Raw genomic sequence first — 21,005 nt, 5'->3', positions numbered from 1 at the left:
TCAGGCTCTTCTTGTCGGCACCGATGTTGGTCAGGTGCTCGACGCCGCCGTCGAGGATGCCGTAGATGGTCAGCACCGGCTTGTCGCCACGGGTCAATGCCGCCACCATGCCGGGCTTGGCCGCGGGCGCGTCGGCTTGCTTGGCCAGTTTCTGTTCCAGCTTGTCGATGACCGCCTGCTGGCGTTCGAGCATCTCGCGCTGCTTTTGCAGCTCCGCCTTCAGGGCGTCCAGATCGGACGCGGCATGGGCGGGGATGGCGAAGGCCAGCGCCAGGGCGCCGGCGATCGCCGTGAGCACGGCGCCTTGGGTCACGCCCCTTGTGTTGTTTCTCATCGTCTCAGTCTCCTCGTGGGTGGTGTCGCGCACGGTGCGCCGCGCGCTTCATGTCAGGCCCGAAGGCCGTGCTTCTCCTTTTTCAAGGCGCGAGCGCTCCCCGCACGGGCGCCAACGCACACGCGCTTGAGGTGGCTTTCGCCTTGCCAGGATCGTCAGCCGGTCAGCGGATGGGTGACCGGATCATCGTGTTGTGCCGCGGTTCCGTCGGGTGTCCTCCGGAAGGGGTTCATGTATCGCGCCGGCCTCGCCGCGCAGCTCAGCGCGGCGCCAGGCGGACGGCACCGTCCAGCCGGATCGTCTCGCCGTTGAGCATGACGTTGCCCACGATCGCGAGCACCAGATGCGCGAACTCCTCGGGCTCGCCCAGGCGCGGCGGAAAGGGCACCGACTCGCCCAACGCCTGGCGTGCCTCAGCCGGGACGCCTTCCATCATCGGTGTCATGAACAGGCCCGGCGCGATGGTCATCACGCGGATGCCGACACGGGCGAACTCGCGCGCCAGCGGCAGCGTCATCGACACGATGCCGCCCTTGGAGGCGGCATAGGCGGCCTGGCCGATCTGGCCGTCGAAGGCCGCCACCGAGGCGGTGTTGACGATCACGCCGCGCTCGCCGTCGGGGCCACTCGCGCCGCGCGCCATGGCCTCGGCCGCCAGCCGGATCATGTTGAAGCTGCCGATCAGGTTCACCTGCACCGAGCGGGCGAAGGCCGCCAGCGGCAGCGGGCCGTCCTTGCCCAGCACGCGGGCGGCGTTGCCGATGCCGGCGCAGTTGACCAGGCCGTGCAGGCCGCCGAAGCGCGAACACGCCAGATCGACGGCGGCTTGCGCGTCGGCCTCCTCGGCCACGTTGGTGCGCACGAAGGCGGTGCGCTCGCCCAGTTCGGCCGCCAGGGCCTCGCCCCGCTCGGCATTGAGATCGGCGATCACGACCGCGGCGCCGGCCCCGTGCAGGGCGCGCACGCTCGCCGCGCCCAGGCCGGAGGCGCCGCCGGTGACGATGAAGACAGTGTTGTCGGTGTTCATTCGCAGCTTCCCGTTCAGACGTTTTCGAGCACCACGGCCACGCCCTGCCCGCCACCGGCGCAGGCCGACGACACGCCGTACTGCACGCCGTCGGCGCGCATCTGGCGCGCCACGGTGTGGGTCAGACGCACGCCGGAGGCGCCCAGCGGATGGCCGATGGCGATGGCGCCGCCGCGGCTGTTGGCGCGTTCGAGCTCGAAACCCAGTTCGCGCTGGCAGGCCAGGAACTGGGCACCGAAGGCTTCGTTGATCTCGATGCGGCCGATGTCGCCGAGCGCGATCCCGCAGCGGGCCGCCGCTGCGCGGATGGCCGGCGCCGGGCCGATGCCCATGATTTCGGGCGGCACCGTCACCGCGGCCCCGCCGACGATGCGCGCCAGCGGCGTAAGACCGTGGGCGCGCACCCAGTCGCCATGGGCGACGATCGCTGCCGCCGCGCCATCGACGATGGCCGAGCTGTTGCCGCCGGTCTGCACGCCGCCGAAGGCGGGCTTGAGCTTTTTCAGGGTCTCGAAGGCGGTGGGCCGCACATGGCCGTCACGCGCGAAGCGTTCGAGCCGGTCGGCCAGTTTGAGGCTGCGCGGCCGGTAGCCGTCCAGCGACCAGGTGGCGTTGACGACGGCAGACACTTCATCGGCATACCAGCCGGCGTCCCAGGCCGCGCAGCCGCGCTCGAAGCTCAGGGCGGCGAAGCGGTCCACCTCGTCGCGGCTGATGCCGTAGCGCTTGGCCAGGTTCTCGGCGGTATCGCCCATGCCGATGCCCGGCGCCGTATCCAGGGTCGCCTCCCACAGGAAGTCGCGGAAATCCACCTGCCCCAGACGGAAGCCCGCGCGATGGGTGTAGGCCGCCACCGGGTTGCGCGACATGGACTCGGTGCCGACCGACAGCACCACGCGCGCCTTGCCGAGCGCGATCTGGTCTGCCGCCGTCAGCAGGGTTTCGAAGCCGGTGCAGCACAGGCGCTGCACCAACAGCGCCGGCACCGTCGGCGCGACGCCGGCATAGAGCCCGATATGGCGCGGCAGGAAATAGGCGTCGAAACTCGACTGCGCCATGTTGCCGGCAACGATGCCGTCCACTTCGCCGGCGGGGATGCCGCTGGTGGCGAACAGGGCGCGGGCGGCGCAGATGCCCAGGTCGGTGGCCGACACGTCGCGCAGCGCGCCGTTGTAGTCGGCGAAGGGCGTGCGCTGGCCGGCCACCAGCCAGATGTCGTCGTACTGCGCGCTCTGCGCCGCCGCCTCGCTGGCGGCGAATGGATTGGCGGGGCTCATGCTTGCGCTCCTTGTCCCTTGCGATTGAGGAAGCCGCCGATCCGCTCGGCCACGTCGGGGCCGCTGTGGGTGAGCGCAGCGGTCAGCGATTCGACGAAGAGGCCGTCCTCGCTGGCCATGTTTTCGATGCGCGCAATCGCGCTGCACATCGCCCAATTGGCCAGCGGGGCGTTTTCGGCCACCCGCAAGGCGAGCTGGTGCGCCTTGTCCAGCGCGCCGCCCGCGTCGACCAGGTAGTGCGACAAGCCCAGGCGCAAGCTCTCCTCCGCTGCGATGACACGGCCGGTGAGCATCATTTCGCACAGCCTGCCGGCGCCGATGATCCGCGCCACACGCACCGAGGCGCCGCCGCCGACGAAGATGCCGTGGCGCCCTTCGGGCAGCTGGAACAGGGTGTCGGGCTCGGCGACGCGGATGTGCGCCGCGGCCGCCAGCTCCAGCCCGCCGCCGATCACCGCCCCGCGCAGGGCGGCGATCACCGGAATGCCGCCGAACTGGATGCGCTGGAAGATGCGATGCCAGGCCTGCGAGGCCTGCATCACGCCGTAGGGGTCGCGGTGCTGGTGTTCGGCCAGGTCGAGGCCGGCGCAGAAGTGCTCGCCGGCGCCGTTCAGGATGATCGCCCGCGTGCCCTCGGGCGTGGCCAGCAGCGCCGCCTCGAGGGCCGCCAGCAGGCGGTCGCTGACAGCGTTGCGCTTGGCGGGCCGGTTCAGGGTGACGGTCTGGATCTGGCCGTCCCAGGCCGTGGTTACGAGGTGTTCTGTCATCGTCGGGTCTTTCGCTGGCTAACGGTCGGTGGCGCTATGGACGGTGATCACGCCCTTGTCGGGCAGATCGCCATACAGATAGGCAAGCAGATCGGTGCGGCGCGACAGCACCAGCCGTTGGTTGATGTAGCCCTTGTCGGTGATCTCGCCGTGCTCGACCGAGGGCGCCTCGGCCATCAGCAGGGCGCGGGTGGCGTAGGTGGAGGAGCCGCCGCCGCGCTGTTTGAGGGCCTGCAGGCCGGCGCGCACCTGGTTCACCACGGCCGGGTTGGAGAGCACGTCCTCCACCGGCGCGTCGGGCGGCAAGCCCGGGCACAGCGTCCGGCACTCTGGGATATTGGGGAAAATCAGGAAGCCGATCTCGTCGCGGTCATGCCCGGTGACGACGATGTCCTGGGCCACCGGTTTCATGCAGTCGATGGCGGAGACCCGCAAGGACCCGACATGCACCCAGGTGCCGGTGAGCAGTTTGAAGTCCTCGCCCACGCGCCCGTCGAACACCAGCCCCAGCGTCGGATGCGAGGGGTCGACGAACTCGACCGCATCGCCGGTGAGGTAGTAGCCCTCGTCGTCGAAGGCCTTGGCGGTGACGTCGGGCTGCTTCCAGTAGCCGGGGAACACGTTCGGCCCCTTGACCCGCACCTCCATCTTGTCGGCGGTGGGCACCAGCTTGAGCGCGGTGCCGGGCACCGGCAGGCCGATCACCCCGGGCCGGCTGGCGCGGAAGTGGCAGTCGGAGGCGGTGGGCGCGGTTTCGGTGGCTCCCCAGGCGGAGACCATCAGGATCTTTTCGCCGGTGGCCTGCACCGACAGATCTTCGAGGGCGGTCCACAGATGGTGGGGCAAGGCCGCGCCGGCGTAGAACACGAACTTCAGCTTGCGGAAGAAGCGCTCGCGAAAATCCGCATCCTCGCGCAGCAGCGGCACCAGCATGTCGAAGGCGCGCGGCACGTTGAAATAGACGGTGGGCGAAATCTCCTTGAGATTGCGCACGGTCTTCGGCAGCAGCGCCGGTACCGGCTTGCCGTCGTCGATGTAGAGCGTGCCGCCCCAGCGCAGCACCATGTTCAGGTTGTGGTTGGCACCGAAGGTGTGGCTCCACGGCAGCCAGTCCACCAGCACCGGCGGCATGCTCCGCAGGAAAGGCCACATCAGCGCCTTGGCCTCTTGGTTGGAGACCATCATGCGCTGGGTGTTGATGACCGCCTTCGGAACGCCGACCGAGCCCGAGGTAAACAGGAACTTGCCGATGGTCTCGAGGGTGACGCGGTTGAAGGCCGACATCACGCGCGGCTCGTCGCTGTGCTGTTCGATCGCCACGAAGGGCGTCGCGCTGCCGACATCGGCGCTCTGCCCGCCGGCGATCACGACCCCGTTGTGCAACTGAGCCACGGCGTCGATGGCCGGACGGAAGCGCTCGATGCCGTCGGCGTAGATCACGCCGGGTCTGAGCAGTTCGATGTTGGCCTTGAGCTTGCCGAAGTCTTTCGACATCAGCGAATTGCCGGTCGAGATCGCACAGGACGGCACGCCCACATGCATCGCCGCCAGCATCAACAGCGCATGCTCGATGCCGTTGTCCGACAGGATCACCACCGGCCGCTCGGGCGACAGCTGCTGGTCGAGCAGCCAGGTGGCGATGGCCACCACGCGGCGGCGCGCTTCGCCGTAGCGCAGCTCGACCCACCGGCCATCGCCACCGCGCTCGGCGAGAAACACGCGCTCCGGCGCTTCGCGCGCCCAGTGTTCGAGCCACTCGCCCACGCAGCGGCCGTAGTTGTCGGGCAGGGGGATGCCCGAGCGCAGGACGCGGGTGCCGTCCGAACGGGCCTCGATCATCACCACCGGTTCGACAAACATCCGTTCGCCCGCCTGGGACGGGGGCTGATCCCGTATTTCGGTATTCATGCCAGCCTCCCGCCGCTCACATCGGCAACAGCTTGTAGCCGCCGGCCTGCACCTCGATCAGCACGCGACCACGCTCGTCCATGCCGAAGTGATCCTCGGGCGTCATCGTGAACACCCCGTGCACGCCCACCACCTCGCGGCTCGCCTCGATCGCATCGCGCAGGGCCTGGCGGAATTCGGCCGTGCCCGGGCGGGCCGACTTGAGCGCCACCGGCATGGCCGCCTCCAGCAGTTTGAAGGCGTCATGGGCATGCCCGGCAAAGGACGAGAAGCTGCGCGCTCCGTACTTCGCCTCGTAGGCCTTCACGAACGCCAGACCGCTTGCCTTGGACGGATGCGCATCAGGAATCTGGTCCACCACCACGACCGGCCCGATCGGCATGATCGTGCCCTCGGCGGCCTTGCCCGCCACCTTCAGGAAGGCGGGGTTGGCCGCCGCATGGGTCTGGTAGATCTGCCCCTTGAAACCGCGCTCCTTCAGCGTGGTCTGCGGCAGGGCTGCCGGGCTGCCCGAAGCCACGACCAGCACGGCGTCGGGGCGCGCGGCGATGAGCTTGAGCGTCTGGCCGCCCACCGAGGTATCGGTGCGGTTGAAACGCTCGACCGCCGTCATCTTGATCCCCTCCTTGCTCAGCAGGGGCTCGATCGTGGTCAGCCAGTCCTCGCCATAGGCATCCGAGTAGCCGATGAAGCCCAGGGTGCGGACGCCGGCGGCTTTCATGTGGGCCACCAGGGCGGTGGCCATGATCTTGTTCTGCTGCGGCGCGCGGAACACCCAGGTGTTCTTCTCGGGCGGCAGATTGACCGGTGCCAGGGTGATCTGCGGGGTGTGGCTTTCCACCGCGATTTCGGCAATGGCCAGCGACGAGGGCGTCACCGACGAGCCGATCAGCAGGTCGACCTGGTGCTCCGAGACCAGCTTGCGGGCATTCTTGGTCGCCACCGACGGATCGGTGGCATCGTCCAGCACGATGTAGTTGATCTTCTCGCCGCCCACCTCGGTCGGGAGCAGCGCAAACGTGTTCTTCTCGGGAATGCCGAGCGCCGCACCGGGCCCGGTGGACGACACCGAAATGCCGACATTCACGTCGGCCGAAGCGGCCTGGGCGAACATCAGGCCGGCGGCGACACACAGTACGGAAAGCTTTCTGGTCTTCATTTTGTCTCCTTCACTCTTCCTGCTTGGGTCACCGGTCGGCACATCCGTCCCGCCGGCGGTCACGATGGCGAGGGCGCGAAGCCCTTCTGTCCTTGTTCTTGATCCTCAGCTGGCCAGCATGTCCTGATGCTTGCCGCCCAGCCCGAGATAGGTGTCGAGCACTCTCGGATCGTGGCGCAAACGCGCCGCCGGTCCCTCCATGACCACCGATCCGGTCTCCAGCACATAAGCGTAGTCGGCCACGGCCAGCGCGGCACGGGCATTCTGTTCGACCAGCAGGATCGACACCCCCGTGCTGCGCAGATCGGCCACGATCCGGAAGATCTCGCGCGTGATCAAGGGCGCCAGGCCGAGGCTCGGCTCGTCGAGCATGAGCAGGCGAGGCTTGCCCATCAGCGCCCGGCCGATCGCCAGCATCTGCCGCTCGCCACCCGACAGCGTAGCGGCGCGCTGGCGGCGGCGCTCCTGCAGGCGCGGGAACAGGGCGAACACCTGCGCCATGGGCTCGCGGTAGTTGCGCTCGCCGCTGCGATAGCGGTGGAATGCGCCGAGCAACAGGTTGTCCTCCACGCTCATCTCGCCGAAGAGTTCGCGTTTTTCGGGCACCAGGCTCATGCCGCCGTCGACCATGCGCTCCACCTCCGGGCTCACCGCGACCCGCCCGTCGAAACACACCTGCCCGTGCGAGCGCAGCAGGCCGATGATGGCGGAGAGCATCGTGCTCTTGCCGGCGCCGTTGGGCCCGATCACGGTCACGATCTGGCCCTCGCCCACGCGCAGGTTCGCCCGGGTGAGCGCTTCGACCTTGCCATAGGCGACACTCAGGTTGCGGACCTCGAGCACCGGCGGGTTGAGCGGGTTCATTGCACGTCTCCCAGATAGGCGGCGAGCACCGCCGGATCGCGCTGCACCTCGTCGGGCAGACCTTCGGCGATCTTTTGGCCGAATTCCATCACCACCACCCGGTCCACCAAGCCCATGACGAAGTCCATGTCATGCTCGACCAGCAGGATGGCCATGCCTTCGGCGCGCAACTTGCGCAACAGCTGGCCGAGCGCCTGCTTTTCCAGCAAGCGCAAGCCCGCCGCCGGCTCGTCGAGCAACAGCACGCAGGGATCGGCGGCCAGCGCGCGGGCGATCTCCAGGATGCGCTGCTGGCCCAGCGCGAGGCTGCCGGCCTCTTCATGCATCTGCTCGGCGAGCCCGACCCGTTCGAGCTGCCGCGCCGCCTCGGCCAGCAGCCGTGCCTCCTCGTCCCGGTCCAGACGCCAGGCCGCAGGCAGCACGCCGCACGATCCGCGCCGGTGGGCGCCGAGCGCGACGTTCTCGACCACGCTCATCCCCGGCAGCAGGCGCACATGCTGGAAGGTACGGCTCATGCCCAGGCGGGCGATGTCCCGCGCGGCAAGACCGGCGATCGAGCGGCCGCGGAACAGCACATCGCCCGCGCTGGGCGTATCGACGCCGGAGAGCTGGTTGAACATGGTGCTCTTGCCCGCGCCGTTGGGCCCGATCAGCGCCAGGATCTCCCCGGCGCGCACCTGCAGGCTCATGCGGTCGTTGGCCACCAGCCCACCGAAGCGGCGCGTCACCTCGCGCGCCTCGAGGATGACCTCGCCCCGGCTCGGCTGCGTGCGGTGCGGCAGCGGCGCGGCGGACGGATCGAGAGCCACCGTGGCCCGCGATGCCGGCAGGCAACGGGCGATCAGCGCCCACAGGCCGTCGCGGGCGCGATGCAGGATGAGCACCATCATGACGCCGAAGACGATCGCCTCGAAGTTGCCCGAGGCGCCGAACAGCGCCGGCAGCACGTCCTGCAACCACTGCTTCATGATCGTGATCACGCCGGCACCGATGAGCGCGCCCCACACGCTGCCGGCACCGCCGACCACCGCCATGAACAGATATTCGATGCCGGTGGACAAGCCGAACGGCGTCGGATTGACGAAGCGCTGCATGTGCGCATAGAGCCAGCCCGAGGCGGCCGCGTGCAAGGCGGCGACGACGAAGATGATCATGCGCGAGCGCGAGGTATCCACCCCCATCGACTCGGCCATCACCATGCCCCCCTTGAGCGCCCGGATCGCCCTGCCCTCGCGGGAATCGAGCAGGTTGCGGGTGGTCAGCATGGCCAGCAGCAGAAAGGCCCAGATCAGGTAGTAGATCTCGCGCCCTTCGTCGAGCGGCACACCGAAGACTTCGATCGGCGGGATGCCGCTCAGCCCGGTATGCCCGCCCAGGAAGTCCATCGTGCCGAAGAGGAAATACAGGGAGATGCCCCAGGCGATGGTGCCCAAGGGCAGATAGTGGCCCGACAGGCGCAGCGTCATCGAGCCGAGCACCACGGCCACCAGCGCTGTCAGGGCAAGCCCGATCAGCAAGGCCAGCCACGCGGAGCCGCCGGCCCAGGCCAGCCACCCCGGCAAGTCGGCGGTGGCGGTCAGCGCGGCGGTGGTGTAGGCGCCCAGGCCGACGAAGGCGGCCTGGCCGAAACTGGTCAAGCCCCCCACGCCGGTCAGCAGCACCAGGCCGAGTGCGACCATGGCGTAGAGACCGATGTAGTTCAACAAGGTCACGTAGAACTCGGGCAGGAACTGCGGCGCCATCCCCACCAGGACGAGGCCGGCGAGCACCCCGCGCGAGGGCGTCTTGACGGCGGCGATGGATCGGCCGGACATGCCGGCAAGCAGACGCATGGCTCGGGTCGCGGTACCGGACATGCTCACGCCTCCTCGTCGATGCCGTGGCTGTGCAGCGAACGCCACATCAGCACCGGGATGATCAGGGTGAACACGATGGCCTCCTTGTAGGCACTGGCCCAGAAGCTGGCGAAGGATTCGAGCAGACCGACGATCAGCGCACCGGCGGCGGCCAGCGGGTAGGAGGCCAGCCCGCCGACGATGGCGGCGACGAAGCCCTTGAGCCCGATCAGGAAGCCGGTGTCGTAATAGACGGTGGTCACCGGGGCGATCAACACCCCCGACAAGGTCCCGATGAAGGCGGCCAGCAAGAAGGTGAGCCGACCGGCGAACACCGGCGAGAAGCCCATCAGCCGGGCGCCGTTCCGGTTGATCGCGGTCGCACGCAAGGCCTTGCCGTAGAGGGTTTTCTCGAAGAACAGGTAGAGCCCGACGATCAGCGCGGCGGAGGCGGCCAGCACGCAGATCTGCTGCCCGCTCACCGTCATCCATCCGACGGCGAAGCTGGCGTCCCACAGCGGCGCCGTCCGGCTGCCCTCGGCACCGAAGAACAGCAGCCCCAGCCCCACCAGGACCACGTGTACCGCCACCGAGACGATCAGCAGGACCAGCACCGAGGCTTCGGCGACCGGCTGGTAGGCCAGCCGGTAGATCATCGGCCCGATCGGCACCACGATCGCCAGCGTCAGCAGAATCTGCAACGCCATCGGCAGCTGCGCCGGCGAGAGAGCCGACAGCGTCAGCACCAGCACCGCCGGGTAAGCGACGTTCCAGCCCAGTGTCGCCCCCCAGGCGCGCCCGTCGCGCTTGCGGATCGCGGCGACCCCGTCGATGACGGTCACCGCCAGGCCGGCCCCCATCAGCAGCCACAGCGTGGCCGGCAAGGCGCCCGACTGCAGCGTGGCGAGGGTCAGCGCGCCATAGGCGACATATTCCCCCTGCGGGATGTAGATCGCGCGGGTCACCGCGAACACCAGCACCAGGGCCAGCGCCAGCAGTGCGTAGATGGCGCCGGAGGTCACGCCGTCTTGCCCGATCAGAAGTGCAATCTGCAGATCCATCGCTCTTGTCTCTCTCCTTCGGGGGCCGAAGGCTCGTGTGGGTCACACCGGGTCGGCGGCTTGTGCCGCTCTGGGTTTCATGCCCCGTTCCGCGAACGGCGACGGGCCCACATTACGCCCGGCAAACTACCTTGTCAAACATTTGGACAAAAAGTTTATTTTATCGTGATGCGCATGCCAGCCCGCCGTGATGCAGCTATCATTCGCTATCCGTTTCCCCTACACACATGCCCGCGCCCATGCCCCACAACGCCTCACCCGCCAGCTCGTCGAACGCCGATGCCGAAGCGCTCATCCTGCGATTGGCGCGCGAGTTGCCCATGCTGGGCCAGGCGGCGGTCGCCGAGCGTCTGAGAAGCGAGGGGGTGCGGATTTCGCCATCCGGCGTGCGCTACATCTGGCAGCGGCATGGGCTCGAAACGGCGGTCAAGCGCCTGGAGGCACTGGTCGCCAACGGCCAGACCGACCTGCCCCCGGAGCAGCAGCGCCTGCTCGATCGCAACAAGCGCAGCGCCCGCCTGTCGGCGACCGCGCCCAGGGCAGACGCGGATCCTTCAGCCCCCCCGGCCGATGCCGGCCAGGGCGAGCCGCTGAGTCGCCAGGAGCTTGTCCTGCATGTGGCCGCCGAGCTGTTCACCGAGCAGGGCTACGACCGGACCTCGATTCGCGACATCGCGCACCGGGCCGGCCTGCTGCCGGGCTCGGTCTATCACCACTTTCCGTCCAAGGAAGACTTGTATCTGGCGATCTATCGGGAGGGGTTTCGGCGGATCCTGGCCCGCGTGACGGCCGCCGCGGCCGGCGGCACCGACCCCTGGGACAACCTGCGCCTGGCCTGCGAGGAGCATGTTTCGGGCATGGTCGAGGGGCCCTATGTGGAACGCCTGACCGGTCACGGCCTCGCGCTGATCGGCGAGCAGCGGCTGTTCGACAGGATCCGCGAAGACCGGAAAGCCTACGAGCAGATCTTCAAACGGCTCATCGAGGCCCTGCCGCTGACCGGGCAGACCAACCCCACCCTGCTCCGCCTGACCTTGCTGGGGGCCATGAACTGGGTCGCCATCTGGTATCGCGAAGGCAAGCAGACGCCCCGCGACATTGCCCACGCCATGGTGGACATGCTTCGGCAGGGCGTAGCCTCAGGCCACGCCCTGCCGGACTGAAACGCCGAACGGCCGATCGCGCGCGCTTGCTGCCGGCGTCGTTCGATGCGGCAGGCGCTCAGCCGCCGGCTTGGCTCACGCCGGGATCTGAACCGCCGGCAGCGTCCGCACCGCTTGCGCCACCAGCGGTGTCAGTGTGTCGGCACCGTCGGGCGAGGCGAGGTGCGCGATCAGCGCCTGGCGCATGCGCGGCGCCCAGAACTTGCCGAGGTGCTCGGCAATGCACCGGCACGCTTCGTCACGGTCCGGATAGCTTTCGAAGTATTGGCCGATCTGGTTGGCCATCTTGACCAGGTGCTGGATTTCCATTTGTCGGGACTCAGAGGCGGTGAATGATCCGCCGACACGCCGGCGTGGCGGGGCGTTGGCGGGGGGCGAGCAGAGGGGCAGTCATGTTCGCGCGGCCGCTCAGGCGTTGATCAGCCAGTCGGGATGGCTGTAGGCCGTGAGGCGGCCTGAGCGCGCCATGCCGACCAGGGTCAGGCCGGTGCGCTCGGCCATGCGGGTGGCCATCCCCGTGGGGGCGGAGATCGCGGCCAGCAGGCCGATCCCGGCGCTGGCGGCTTTTTGCACCATCTCGACGCTGGCGCGACTGGTGACCAGCGCAAAGCCCTCCGCCGTCGCATCGGCACGGTGCCGATGGCGCGCGCCGATGAGTTTGTCCAGCGCGTTGTGGCGGCCCACGTCCTCGCGCACCCACAGCAGCTCGCCGTCCTCGCGCACCCAGGCCGCGGCATGCGCGGCGCCGGTGGCGCGATGGAGGCTTTGATGCGCCGCCAGGGCGTCCATGGCGCGATGCACGGCTGCCGTGCTCACTGGCGCCCGCCGGCCGACCGGCGCGGGCTGGCGCACCGCTGCCTGAAGGCTCTCGACACCGCACAGGCCGCAACCGGTGCGCCCGGCGAGGTTCCGGCGCCGTTGCTTGAGCCGCATGAACGGCGCCGCGGCGATCTCGAGCCGCACTTCGAGGCCCTCGGCACGCGACACCACCTCGCAGTCGTACAGCTCGTCGGTGCCTTCGAGAATACCTTCCGACAGGCTGAAGCCGAGGGCGAAGTCTTCCAGATCGGTGGGGCTGGCGAGCATGACCACATGGGAGATCCCGTTGTAGACCAGCGCCACCGGCACCTCCTCGATCAGGCACTCCACGCTTTCGACCGAGCCGCCGGCCCAATCCCGGCGCGCCCGCACCAGCTGCCGGTCGGGCCAGTCGAAGGCCTCGTCCGCCTCGTGGGCTGCGCTCGGCAGCGACGCGTGCTCAGCCATGCTCTCAGGCCTCCGGGATGAGGTTGACCCGCAGAAAGCCCTGCTGCCGCTCCTGGTTGCGGCGGAAGCGCTGCTGCCATTCCGAGGGTTGATTGACCTGTGTCACCTGCACCGCCGTCACCTTGTATTCCGGGCAATTCGTCGCCCAGTCGGAGTTGTCGGTGGTGATCACGTTGGCGCCCGATTCCGGGTGGTGGAAGGTGGTGTACACCACGCCCGGCTGAACCCGTTCGGTCACCCGGGCGCGCAGCACCGTCTCGCCGGCACGGCTGGCGATGCCAACCCAGTCGCCGTCGGCAATGCCGCGGTCCTCGGCGTCGAGCGGATGAATCTCGAGCCGGTCTTCGGCATGCCAGGCGGCGTTGCCGGTGCGCCGTGTCTGCGCCCCGACGTTGTACTGCGACAGGATGCGGCCGGTGGTGAGCAGCAGCGGGAAGCGCTTGTTGACGCGCTCTTCGGTGGCCACGTAGCGGGTCGGCATGAAGCGCCCCTTGCCGCGCACGAATTCGCCCACATGCATGATCGGCGTGCCGTCGGGGTGGTCCGCGTTGCAGGGCCACTGGATGCTGCCCAGCGCGTCGAGCCGGTCGTAGCTCACCCCGGTGAAGGTCGGCGTGAGGCGGGCGATCTCGTCCATGATCTCGGACGGATGGGTGTAGTTCATGGGATAGCCGAGCGCGTTGGACAGCGCCACGGTCACTTCCCAGTCCGCCTTGCCCGCCATCGGCGGCATGGCCTTGCGCACCCGGGAGATGCGCCGCTCGGCATTGGTGAAGGTGCCGTCCTTTTCGAGGAAGCTCGAGCCCGGCAGGAAGACATGCGCGTACTTGGCCGTTTCGTTGAGGAACAGGTCCTGCACCACCACGCATTCCATGGCGCGCAGGGCGGCCTCGACATGCTGGGTGTTGGGGTCCGACTGGGCGATGTCTTCGCCCTCGCAGTACAAGCCCTTGAAGCTGCCGTCGAGCGCGGCTTCGAACATGTTGGGGATGCGCAGACCCGGCTCGTCGCCGATGGGCACGCCCCACTCGCCTTCGAACAGCGCCCGCGTGCCTTCGTCCGACACATGGCGATAGCCTGGCAGCTCGTGCGGGAAGGAGCCCATGTCGCAGGAGCCCTGCACGTTGTTCTGCCCGCGCAACGGGTTGACGCCCACGCCGGCGCGGCCGATGTTGCCGGTGGCCATGGCGAGGTTGGCGATCGCCATCACCATGGTCGAGCCCTGGCTGTGCTCGGTGACGCCAAGGCCGTAGTAGATGGCGCCGTTGCCGGCCTGCGCGTACAGGCGCGCGGCGCCGCGCAGCGCCTCGGCCGGCACGCCGGTGATCTCGGCCATGGCTTCGGGCGAATTCTCGGGCAGCGAGACGAAGTCGCACCACTGGCGGAAGGCGGCGTCCTCGCAGCGCTCGGCCACGAAGGCTTCGTTCACCAAGCCCTCGGTGACGATGGTGTGAGCCAGTGCATTGGCCACGGCGACGTTGGTGCCGGGGCGCAGGCTCAGGTGGTAGGCGGCTTCGAAGTGCGGCCCCTTGACCAGATCGATGCGGCGCGGATCGATGACGATCAGCTTGGCGCCCTGGCGCAGGCGGCGCTTGAGCTGCGAGCCGAACACCGGATGGCCGTCGGTGGGGTTGGCACCGATCACCACGATCACGTCGGCGTCCATCACCGAATCGAAGGTCTGGGTGCCGGCCGATTCGCCCAGCGTCTGCTTGAGCCCGTAGCCGGTGGGCGAGTGGCACACCCGGGCGCAGGTATCGACGTTGTTGTTGCCGAAGGCCGCGCGCACCAGCTTCTGCACCAGGTAGGTTTCCTCGTTGGTGCAGCGCGAGGAGGTGATGCCGCCGATCGAGTCGCGGCCGTGCTTGGCTTGAATGCGGCGGAACTCGGAGGCGGCATGATTGATCGCCTCCTCCCAGCTCACCTTCTGCCAGGGCTCGTCGATGCTGTGGCGGATCATCGGCGTGGTGATGCGGTCCGGATGGGTGGCGTAGCCGAAGGCGAAGCGGCCTTTGACGCAGGAATGGCCATGATTGGCGCCACCGTCCTTGTGCGGCACCATGCGCACCACTTCATTGCCCTTGACCTCGGCCTTGAAGGCGCAGCCCACGCCGCAGTAGGCGCACACCGTGAGCACGCTCTTCTCGGCCTGGCCTTTTTCGATCACCGATTTTTCCATCAGCGTGGCGGTCGGGCAGGCCTGCACGCAGGCGCCGCAGGAGACGCATTCGGAGTCGAAGAAGCTCTGGCTCTCCCCCGCCGTCACGCGCGATTCGAAGCCGCGCCCGCCGATGGTGAGCGCGAAGGTGCCCTGCGTTTCCTCGCAAGCGCGCACGCAGCGGTTGCACACGATGCACTTGGACGCGTCATAGGCGAAATAGGGGTTGGAGGTATCGATCGGCGCGGCGCTGGCGGCGTCGAAATGGTTCTTGCCGGCCATGCCGTAGCGCACGTCGCGCAGGCCGACCACGCCGGCGGTGTCCTGCAGTTCGCAGTTGCCGTTGGCCGAGCAGGTGAGGCAGTCGAGCGGGTGGTCGGAGATGTAGAGCTCCATCACCCCGCGGCGCAGCTCGGCGAGCTTGTCGCTTTGCGTGCGCACCACCATGCCGTTCTCGACCGGCGTGGTGCACGAGGCCGGGTAGCCGCGCTTGCCGTCGATCTCGACCAGGCACAGCCGACAGGAGCCGAAGGGCTCCAGGCTGTCGGTGGCGCACAGCTTGGGGATGGGGGTGTCGACAAGCGCGGCGGCACGCATCACCGAGGTGCCGGCGGGCACGGTGACGGTCTGGCCGTCGATGCTCACGGTGATCTGCTCGGCCGACATACGCTCGGGCGTACCGAAATCGGGGTCACGCAGCAGGGACATGGGGTGTCTCCTCGCGCCGGCGCGCGTTGCGCCGGCGATTGAACGGGGTTGGGGTCAGGCGGCCTGCGTCTCGTCGACGCCGAAGTCGCGGGCGAAATACTTGAGCGCGGAGCGCACCGGGTACGGCGTCATGCCGCCCATGGCGCACAGCGAGCCGGCTTCCATGGTGTCGCACAGCGAATCGAGCAGGGCCAGCTGCCGGCCGCGGTCCTCGCCGGCGATGATGCGGTCGATCACCTCGACCCCGCGGGTCGAGCCGATGCGGCACGGCGTGCATTTGCCACAGGATTCGATGGCACAGAACTCCATCGCGTAGCGCGCCATCTTCGCCATGTCGACGCTGTCGTCGAAGGCGACGATGCCGCCGTGGCCGATCATGGCGCCCATGGCCATGTAGGCCTCGTAGTCGAGCGGCGTGTCGAATTGCGACTCGGGCACGTAGGCGCCCAGCGGGCCGCCCACCTGCACCGCACGGATCGGCCGGCCGCTGGCGCTGCCGCCGCCGTAGTCGTACAGCAACTCGCGCAGAGTCACGCCGAAGGCCAGCTCCACCAGCCCGGTGCGGCGCAGATTGCCGGCCAGCTGGAAGGGCAGCGTGCCGCGCGAACGGCCGACGCCGTAGTCGCGATAGAAGGCGGCGCCCCTGGCCAGGATGGTCGGCACCGAGGCCAGGCTGATGACGTTGTTGATCACCGTCGGCTGGCCGAACAGGCCCTCGATGGCCGGCAGCGGCGGCTTGGCGCGCACGATGCCGCGCTTGCCCTCCAGCGATTCGAGCATGGCCGTCTCTTCGCCGCAGATGTAGGCCCCGGCGCCCAGGCGCACTTCGAGATCGAAGGCACGGCCGCTGCCCATCAGGTTCGCGCCGAGATAGCCCACCCGGCGGGCCGCCTCGATGGCCGCTTCGAGCGTGCGGTGCGCGTGCGGGTATTCGCTGCGCAGATAGATGTAGCCCTTCGTCGCGCCCACCGCCAGACCGGCGATGGCCATGCCCTCGATCAGGCAGAACGGGTCGCCCTCCATCAGCATGCGATCGGAGAAGGTGCCCGAATCGCCCTCGTCGGCATTGCAGGCGATGTACTTCTGCTCGGCCGGCGTATTGAGCACGGTCTGCCACTTGATGCCGGTCGGAAAGGCCGCCCCGCCCCGCCCGCGCAGGCCGGAATCGGTCACCTCGCGCACCACCTCGGCGGGTTCCAGGCGGATCGCCCGGGCCAGCCCGACGAAACCGCCGTGCGCCACGTAGTCGGCGATCGACAGGGCATCGACGACGCCGACCCGGGCGAAGGTCAGCCGGTTCTGGCGGGCGAGAAAGGGAATCTCGTCGGTGAGCCCCAGCGCCAGCGGATGCGTGCCGCCCTGCAGGAAATCCGCCTCGAACAGCCCCGGCACGTCGGCCGCCGTCACCGGCCCGTAGGCCCGGCGCTGGCCGCCGACGGAGACTTCGACCAAGGGCTCAAGCCAGTACATGCCGCGCGAGCCATTGCGCCGGATCGTCACCTCGACGCCGCGGCGCGCCGCTTCGGCGGCAATCGCCTGGGCCACCTGCTCGGCGCCCAGCGACAGCGCGCCCGAGTCCATCGGCACATGGATCTGGATCGTCATGCGCTCACCTGTTCGCCACGCAGCGTGGCCACGATTTCGTCGAAACGCGCACTGCTCACCCGACCGACGATGTCGTCATCGACACGCACGGCCGGCGAGCAGGCACAGTTGCCGAGGCAGTACACCGCCTCGAGGGTGATCGCGCCGTCGGCCGTCGTCTCGCCGAAAGCCGTGCCCAGCGCAGCCTGCGCATGGGCCTCCAGCGCGGCGCCGCCCATGGCCTGACAGGACTCGGCACGGCACACCTGGACGACATGGCGCCCCGGCGGCGTGGTGCGGAAGTGGTGGTAGAAACTGATGACGCCATGCACTTCAGCGCGCGAGCGATTGAGCGCCTGGGCCAGCGCGGGAGTCGCCTGCGGCGGAATCCAGCCCAGCGCATCTTGAATGGCATGGAGAATCGGCAGCAGCGCCCCGGGCATAGCCCGGTGCGCCTCGATTTCCCGTTGAATGATCTGCTTGTCCCGCGCTTCGTCCATGACGCCTCTCTCTTCGCACTGAGGGGGCCGTCCAGCTCCCGCAACAGGTCGCGAGGGGAGGGGAACCTGCAAGGCGCAGGACGCAGGACGGTTGCCCTACCTTAGCGGCCCGTCGCGGTGCTGAAAATCGAGTTTTTTCGAACGGCTATTCGTCGTTGCCGAACGAGGCGGTCAGCGCCTGCGCCACGGCACGAAGCGCGGCCACCGAGGGCGAGACCGGATCGCGCGCCAGCGTGACCACGCCGGTCGCCCATGCCACCGACGGCTCGGTCAGGCGCAGGACCGACACCGCCTCCGGCGAGCCGATCAGTTCGAGCACGCTGCGCGGCACGATGCTCGACCAGGCGCCGGAGCACACATGCGCCAGCAGGCTGACGATGGAATTGGTCTCCATCGTCGGCGCGGGGTGACAGCCGAGCGCCGCGAAGGTCTCGTCGATGGTGCGCCGATTCTGCATATCCGGCGACAACAGGCACAGATTGAAGCTCGCCGCCTCGCGCCAGGAGATCTCGTCGCGCCCCTCGACCGCATCGCGGTCGGTCGTGAGCAGCACGTGATCCTCCTCCCACACCCGCACCACCTCGAGGTCGGGATCGGTCGCGGAGCGCAGGTAGATCACGCCCGCTTCGAGCTCGTAGCGGCGCAGCTGCGTGAGGATGTCGCCGGTCGGCAGCGACACGATCTGAAGCGTGATGTGCGGATGGCGCCGAACGATCGCCGCCGAATAGGCCGCCACCGCCGTCAAGGCCGTGGGGATGACGCCGATGCGGATCTGCCCGCTCAACCCGCCATCGCGCAATTGCGCCAGCTCCTGCTTGAGATCGGCCGCATGCGACGCGGCCACCTCGGCATAGCGCACCACCCGCAGCCCCTCCGGCGTGAGCCCGGAAAACTGCTGCCCGCGCTCCACGATGGCCACCCCCAGCTCGCTTTCCAGATCGCGAATCGCCGCCGAGAGGGTCGACGGCGACACATGACAACTGGCGGCCGCACGACCGAAATGCTTCTCGCGCGCCAGCGCAATGAGGTAGAGATACTTGCGAGCAATCATCCGGCAACGATACACCGGCTCGGCCCCCAATGGCGCGCCTGTGCGAACGACTGCGGCCTGAGGCAAACTGGCGACCGGAGCGAATACCTGCCCGCCCTGGCGCGAGGCCCAACACGCCGGATCTGCCATTGCGCCATGGGTCACGAGGCCTCGACGGTGAGCGTCGCGCTGCCGGCGCCGTCGCCAGCGGCACGGCAAGGTTTGAGATGATCTGCTTTTGCCTTTTGGATGGCCTGTGAAAACGATTTGCATCATTCCTGCCCGCGGCGGCTCGAAAGGCTTGCCGCGCAAGAACATCAAGCACCTCGCCGGCCGGCCGCTGATCGACTGGCCGATCAAGGCGGCCCTGGCCTCCGGGGTTGTCGATCGTGTGTTTGTGAGCACGGACGATGCTCAAATCGCCGAATGCGCACGCGCCGCCGGCGCCGACGTGCCGTTCCTGCGCCCTGCCGAGTTGGCGCAAGACCTGACCACCACCGAAGCCACCCTGCAGCAGGCCTTGATGGCCTACGAAGCGCATGTCGGCAACACCTTCGAGCTTTGTGTCTTTCTGACCGCCACCGATGTCTTCCGAACCCCCGACTGGATCACACAAGCCGTCCAGGCGCTGATCGACGACCCGGCACTGGACAGTGCCTTCGCCGTGCATCAGACGACCAAGAACTACTGGCACAAGACCGCGGCCGGGGACTGGGCACGCGTGCTGCCGTGGATGCGCGACTACTCGTCACGACAGATCCGAGAGAAGCTCTATCGGGAAGACACCGGGCTGGCCTGCGCTTCGCGGGCCCGGCTGTGGCGCGAAGGCCGCCGTATCGGCGACCGCGTGCACCTGATGCCCAATAACCTGCCCGAGACATCGATCGACATCCACACCGATTTCGATCTGTTCCTCGCGGAAAAGGCGATCGAGTATCTGGCCGAACATCACCCTGAGCGGGTCCCGCTCTTTACCGACGACCGGTCATGAGCCCTGACATGTCTCACGCACCGCTGGTTTCGATCATCGTTCGCACGCGGAACGAGGAGCGCTGGATCGGCCTTTGCCTCGAGGCCATCGCCAAGCAGACCTATACCCGTCACGAAATCATTCTGGTGGACAACCGCTCCACCGATCGGACCGTCGCCAGAGCCAGGCGCTATGGCGTGACGCTGGTCGAGATCGACGATTTCCTGCCGGGCAAGGCGATCAACGATGGCATCCGGGCCAGCAGGGGCGAGATCATTGCCATCATTTCCGGCCACTGCATTCCGGTGGACCCGCACTGGCTGGCCAACCTGGTTGCCCGCCTCGACGACCCAGAGATTGCGGGCGTCTATGGGCGGCAGGAGCCGTTGTCGTTTACCCCGGCGGCCGACAAGCGCGATCTGGCGATCACCTTCGGCCTGGACCCGCGGATACAGGTCAAGGATTCCTTCTTCCACAACGCGAACAGCGCGCTGCGCCGGGATATCTGGCAGCGCTTCCCCTTCGACGAACAGGTGAGCAACATCGAGGATCGCGTCTGGGGGGTCGAGGTGATCCGGGCCGGGCTGAAAATCGCCTACGAGCCGACTGCCAGCGTCTATCACTATCACGGCATTCATCAGGACCGCGACATCTCGCGGGCGCAGCAGATCGTCCAGATCATGGAAGGTCTCCACGGCCCCCACGCGGACATGACGAAGATCGCCGAGGGCGCCATCCGGGTGGCCGCCATCGTGCCGGTGCGCGGCAACTCGCTGCAGCACGATGGCGTCAGCCTGCTGGGAAGCACCATCGACTATCTGACATCGTGCACATCGCTGACGGACATCATCGTGTCCACAGACTGTGCAGACACTGCCGATCTTGCCCGCCGCCATGGCGCCAGCGTGCCGTTCATCCGGCCTGCCGCCCTGTCGGAGAAGTATGTCGACATCGTGCAAGTGCTGACCTACAGCCTGACCGAGATGGAGAAGACCCTCGGCATTTTCGATCTGGTGGTCGTCGTCGAGGAAACGCACCCCTTCCGCGACCCGGGGATGATCGATGACATGGTGTCGCTGGCGCTGGACAAGGGCTTCGACACGGTGTTGGCGGCAAAACCGGAGAGCCGGCCGGTTTGGCTCGACGGCGAGCATGGCGTGCGACAAGTGGGCAAGCGCGATTTCGTGCCGCGCGCACTGAGCGAGGAGCGCGCGCATCTCGGTCTGATGGGATTGGGCTGCGTGGTACGCCCGGCCTTGCTCAGAGCGGGCACGCTGTTCGGCGAGCATATCGGCCTGCACTCCGTCCGCCATCCGCTGGCCAGTGTTGAAATCCGCACGGAGGAGGCGCTGCAGCGCTGCCTGCCTCTTTTGAAGCATGAGCCTGTCGCTTAG

The 21,005-nt window shown here is 68.1% G+C and carries 18 protein-coding genes; 3 read left to right on the top strand and 15 right to left on the bottom strand.

From position 1 onward, the window contains the following. The 9 genes from I8J34_RS20040 to I8J34_RS20000 form a co-directional block, all read right to left on the bottom strand. Nucleotides 1-334, bottom strand: a 334-nt coding sequence (locus I8J34_RS20040; protein ID WP_214363412.1) for a type 2 periplasmic-binding domain-containing protein, incomplete at its 3' end; no start/stop codon positions are given. Between the two features lie 259 nt (nucleotides 335-593). Then, nucleotides 594-1,361 carry an SDR family NAD(P)-dependent oxidoreductase gene (locus I8J34_RS20035; RefSeq protein WP_214363411.1) on the bottom strand — a complete coding sequence of 256 codons (768 nt, stop codon included), beginning with the start codon at nucleotides 1,359-1,361 and terminating at the stop codon, nucleotides 594-596. Between the two features lie 14 nt (nucleotides 1,362-1,375). Continuing rightward, nucleotides 1,376-2,638, bottom strand: a complete 1,263-nt coding sequence (locus I8J34_RS20030; RefSeq protein WP_214363410.1) for a thiolase family protein — start codon at nucleotides 2,636-2,638, stop codon at nucleotides 1,376-1,378. Continuing rightward, a complete protein-coding gene (locus I8J34_RS20025; protein ID WP_214363409.1) occupies nucleotides 2,635-3,405 on the bottom strand; it encodes a crotonase/enoyl-CoA hydratase family protein in 771 nt (256 codons plus the stop codon). Before I8J34_RS20025 ends, I8J34_RS20030 begins: the two co-directional genes overlap by 4 nt. 18 nt (nucleotides 3,406-3,423) lie before the next feature. After that, nucleotides 3,424-5,313, bottom strand: coding sequence for a feruloyl-CoA synthase (locus tag I8J34_RS20020; protein ID WP_214363408.1), 1,890 nt, complete (start codon nucleotides 5,311-5,313; stop codon nucleotides 3,424-3,426). A gap of 16 nt (nucleotides 5,314-5,329) precedes the next feature. After that, nucleotides 5,330-6,472, bottom strand: a complete 1,143-nt coding sequence (locus tag I8J34_RS20015) for an ABC transporter substrate-binding protein (RefSeq protein ID WP_214363407.1) — start codon at nucleotides 6,470-6,472, stop codon at nucleotides 5,330-5,332. Nucleotides 6,473-6,577: 105 nt separating this feature from the next. Then, on the bottom strand, nucleotides 6,578-7,336 hold the full coding sequence (locus I8J34_RS20010) for an ABC transporter ATP-binding protein (protein ID WP_214363406.1): 759 nt from the start codon (nucleotides 7,334-7,336) through the stop codon (nucleotides 6,578-6,580). Beyond that, nucleotides 7,333-9,078, bottom strand: a complete 1,746-nt coding sequence (locus I8J34_RS20005; protein WP_230411928.1) for a branched-chain amino acid ABC transporter ATP-binding protein/permease — start codon at nucleotides 9,076-9,078, stop codon at nucleotides 7,333-7,335. Before I8J34_RS20005 ends, I8J34_RS20010 begins: the two co-directional genes overlap by 4 nt. A gap of 116 nt (nucleotides 9,079-9,194) precedes the next feature. After that, nucleotides 9,195-10,232, bottom strand: a complete 1,038-nt coding sequence (locus I8J34_RS20000; protein ID WP_214363405.1) for a branched-chain amino acid ABC transporter permease — start codon at nucleotides 10,230-10,232, stop codon at nucleotides 9,195-9,197. A 239-nt stretch (nucleotides 10,233-10,471) separates the two neighbouring features. On the opposite strand from I8J34_RS20000, the gene I8J34_RS19995 reads away from it, so the two are divergent. Continuing rightward, nucleotides 10,472-11,395 (top strand): TetR family transcriptional regulator, encoded by a 924-nt coding sequence (locus I8J34_RS19995; RefSeq protein ID WP_370661894.1) that lies wholly within the window; start codon nucleotides 10,472-10,474, stop codon nucleotides 11,393-11,395. A gap of 75 nt (nucleotides 11,396-11,470) precedes the next feature. Here the strand turns inward: I8J34_RS19995 and I8J34_RS19990 are convergent, their stop codons facing one another. The 6 genes from I8J34_RS19990 to I8J34_RS19965 all read right to left on the bottom strand — a co-directional run bounded on the left by I8J34_RS19990 (nucleotide 11,471) and on the right by I8J34_RS19965 (nucleotide 18,662). After that, on the bottom strand, nucleotides 11,471-11,704 hold the full coding sequence (locus tag I8J34_RS19990; protein WP_214363403.1) for a formate dehydrogenase subunit delta: 234 nt from the start codon (nucleotides 11,702-11,704) through the stop codon (nucleotides 11,471-11,473). Between the two features lie 99 nt (nucleotides 11,705-11,803). Next, nucleotides 11,804-12,661, bottom strand: a complete 858-nt coding sequence (gene fdhD / locus I8J34_RS19985) for a formate dehydrogenase accessory sulfurtransferase FdhD (protein ID WP_214363402.1) — start codon at nucleotides 12,659-12,661, stop codon at nucleotides 11,804-11,806. A gap of 4 nt (nucleotides 12,662-12,665) precedes the next feature. Continuing rightward, nucleotides 12,666-15,527 (bottom strand): formate dehydrogenase subunit alpha, encoded by a 2,862-nt coding sequence (gene fdhF / locus I8J34_RS19980; RefSeq protein ID WP_214363401.1) that lies wholly within the window; start codon nucleotides 15,525-15,527, stop codon nucleotides 12,666-12,668. A gap of 54 nt (nucleotides 15,528-15,581) precedes the next feature. After that, nucleotides 15,582-17,132, bottom strand: coding sequence for a formate dehydrogenase beta subunit (locus tag I8J34_RS19975; RefSeq protein WP_214363400.1), 1,551 nt, complete (start codon nucleotides 17,130-17,132; stop codon nucleotides 15,582-15,584). Further along, the gene (locus tag I8J34_RS19970) at nucleotides 17,129-17,611 is read right to left on the bottom strand and encodes a formate dehydrogenase subunit gamma (protein ID WP_214363399.1); all 483 of its coding nucleotides are present in this window, start codon (nucleotides 17,609-17,611) and stop codon (nucleotides 17,129-17,131) included. Before I8J34_RS19970 ends, I8J34_RS19975 begins: the two co-directional genes overlap by 4 nt. A gap of 145 nt (nucleotides 17,612-17,756) precedes the next feature. After that, nucleotides 17,757-18,662: a LysR family transcriptional regulator gene (locus tag I8J34_RS19965; protein ID WP_214363398.1), complete on the bottom strand. Its 906-nt coding sequence runs from the start codon at nucleotides 18,660-18,662 to the stop codon at nucleotides 17,757-17,759. A 235-nt stretch (nucleotides 18,663-18,897) separates the two neighbouring features. On the opposite strand from I8J34_RS19965, the gene I8J34_RS19960 reads away from it, so the two are divergent. Both I8J34_RS19960 and I8J34_RS19955 read left to right on the top strand, forming a co-directional pair. Beyond that, complete coding sequence (locus I8J34_RS19960) at nucleotides 18,898-19,632, top strand: acylneuraminate cytidylyltransferase family protein (RefSeq protein WP_214363397.1); 735 nt, start codon at nucleotides 18,898-18,900, stop codon at nucleotides 19,630-19,632. Beyond that, nucleotides 19,629-21,005 (top strand): glycosyltransferase family 2 protein, encoded by a 1,377-nt coding sequence (locus I8J34_RS19955; RefSeq protein ID WP_214363396.1) that lies wholly within the window; start codon nucleotides 19,629-19,631, stop codon nucleotides 21,003-21,005. The genes I8J34_RS19960 and I8J34_RS19955 overlap by 4 nt, the downstream gene beginning before the upstream one ends.

Origin of the sequence: Denitromonas iodatirespirans (genome assembly GCF_018524365.1) — a bacterium.
GTDB classification, from domain to species: domain Bacteria; phylum Pseudomonadota; class Gammaproteobacteria; order Burkholderiales; family Rhodocyclaceae; genus Nitrogeniibacter; species Nitrogeniibacter iodatirespirans.
This window is presented reverse-complemented; position numbering and strand designations above follow the sequence as displayed.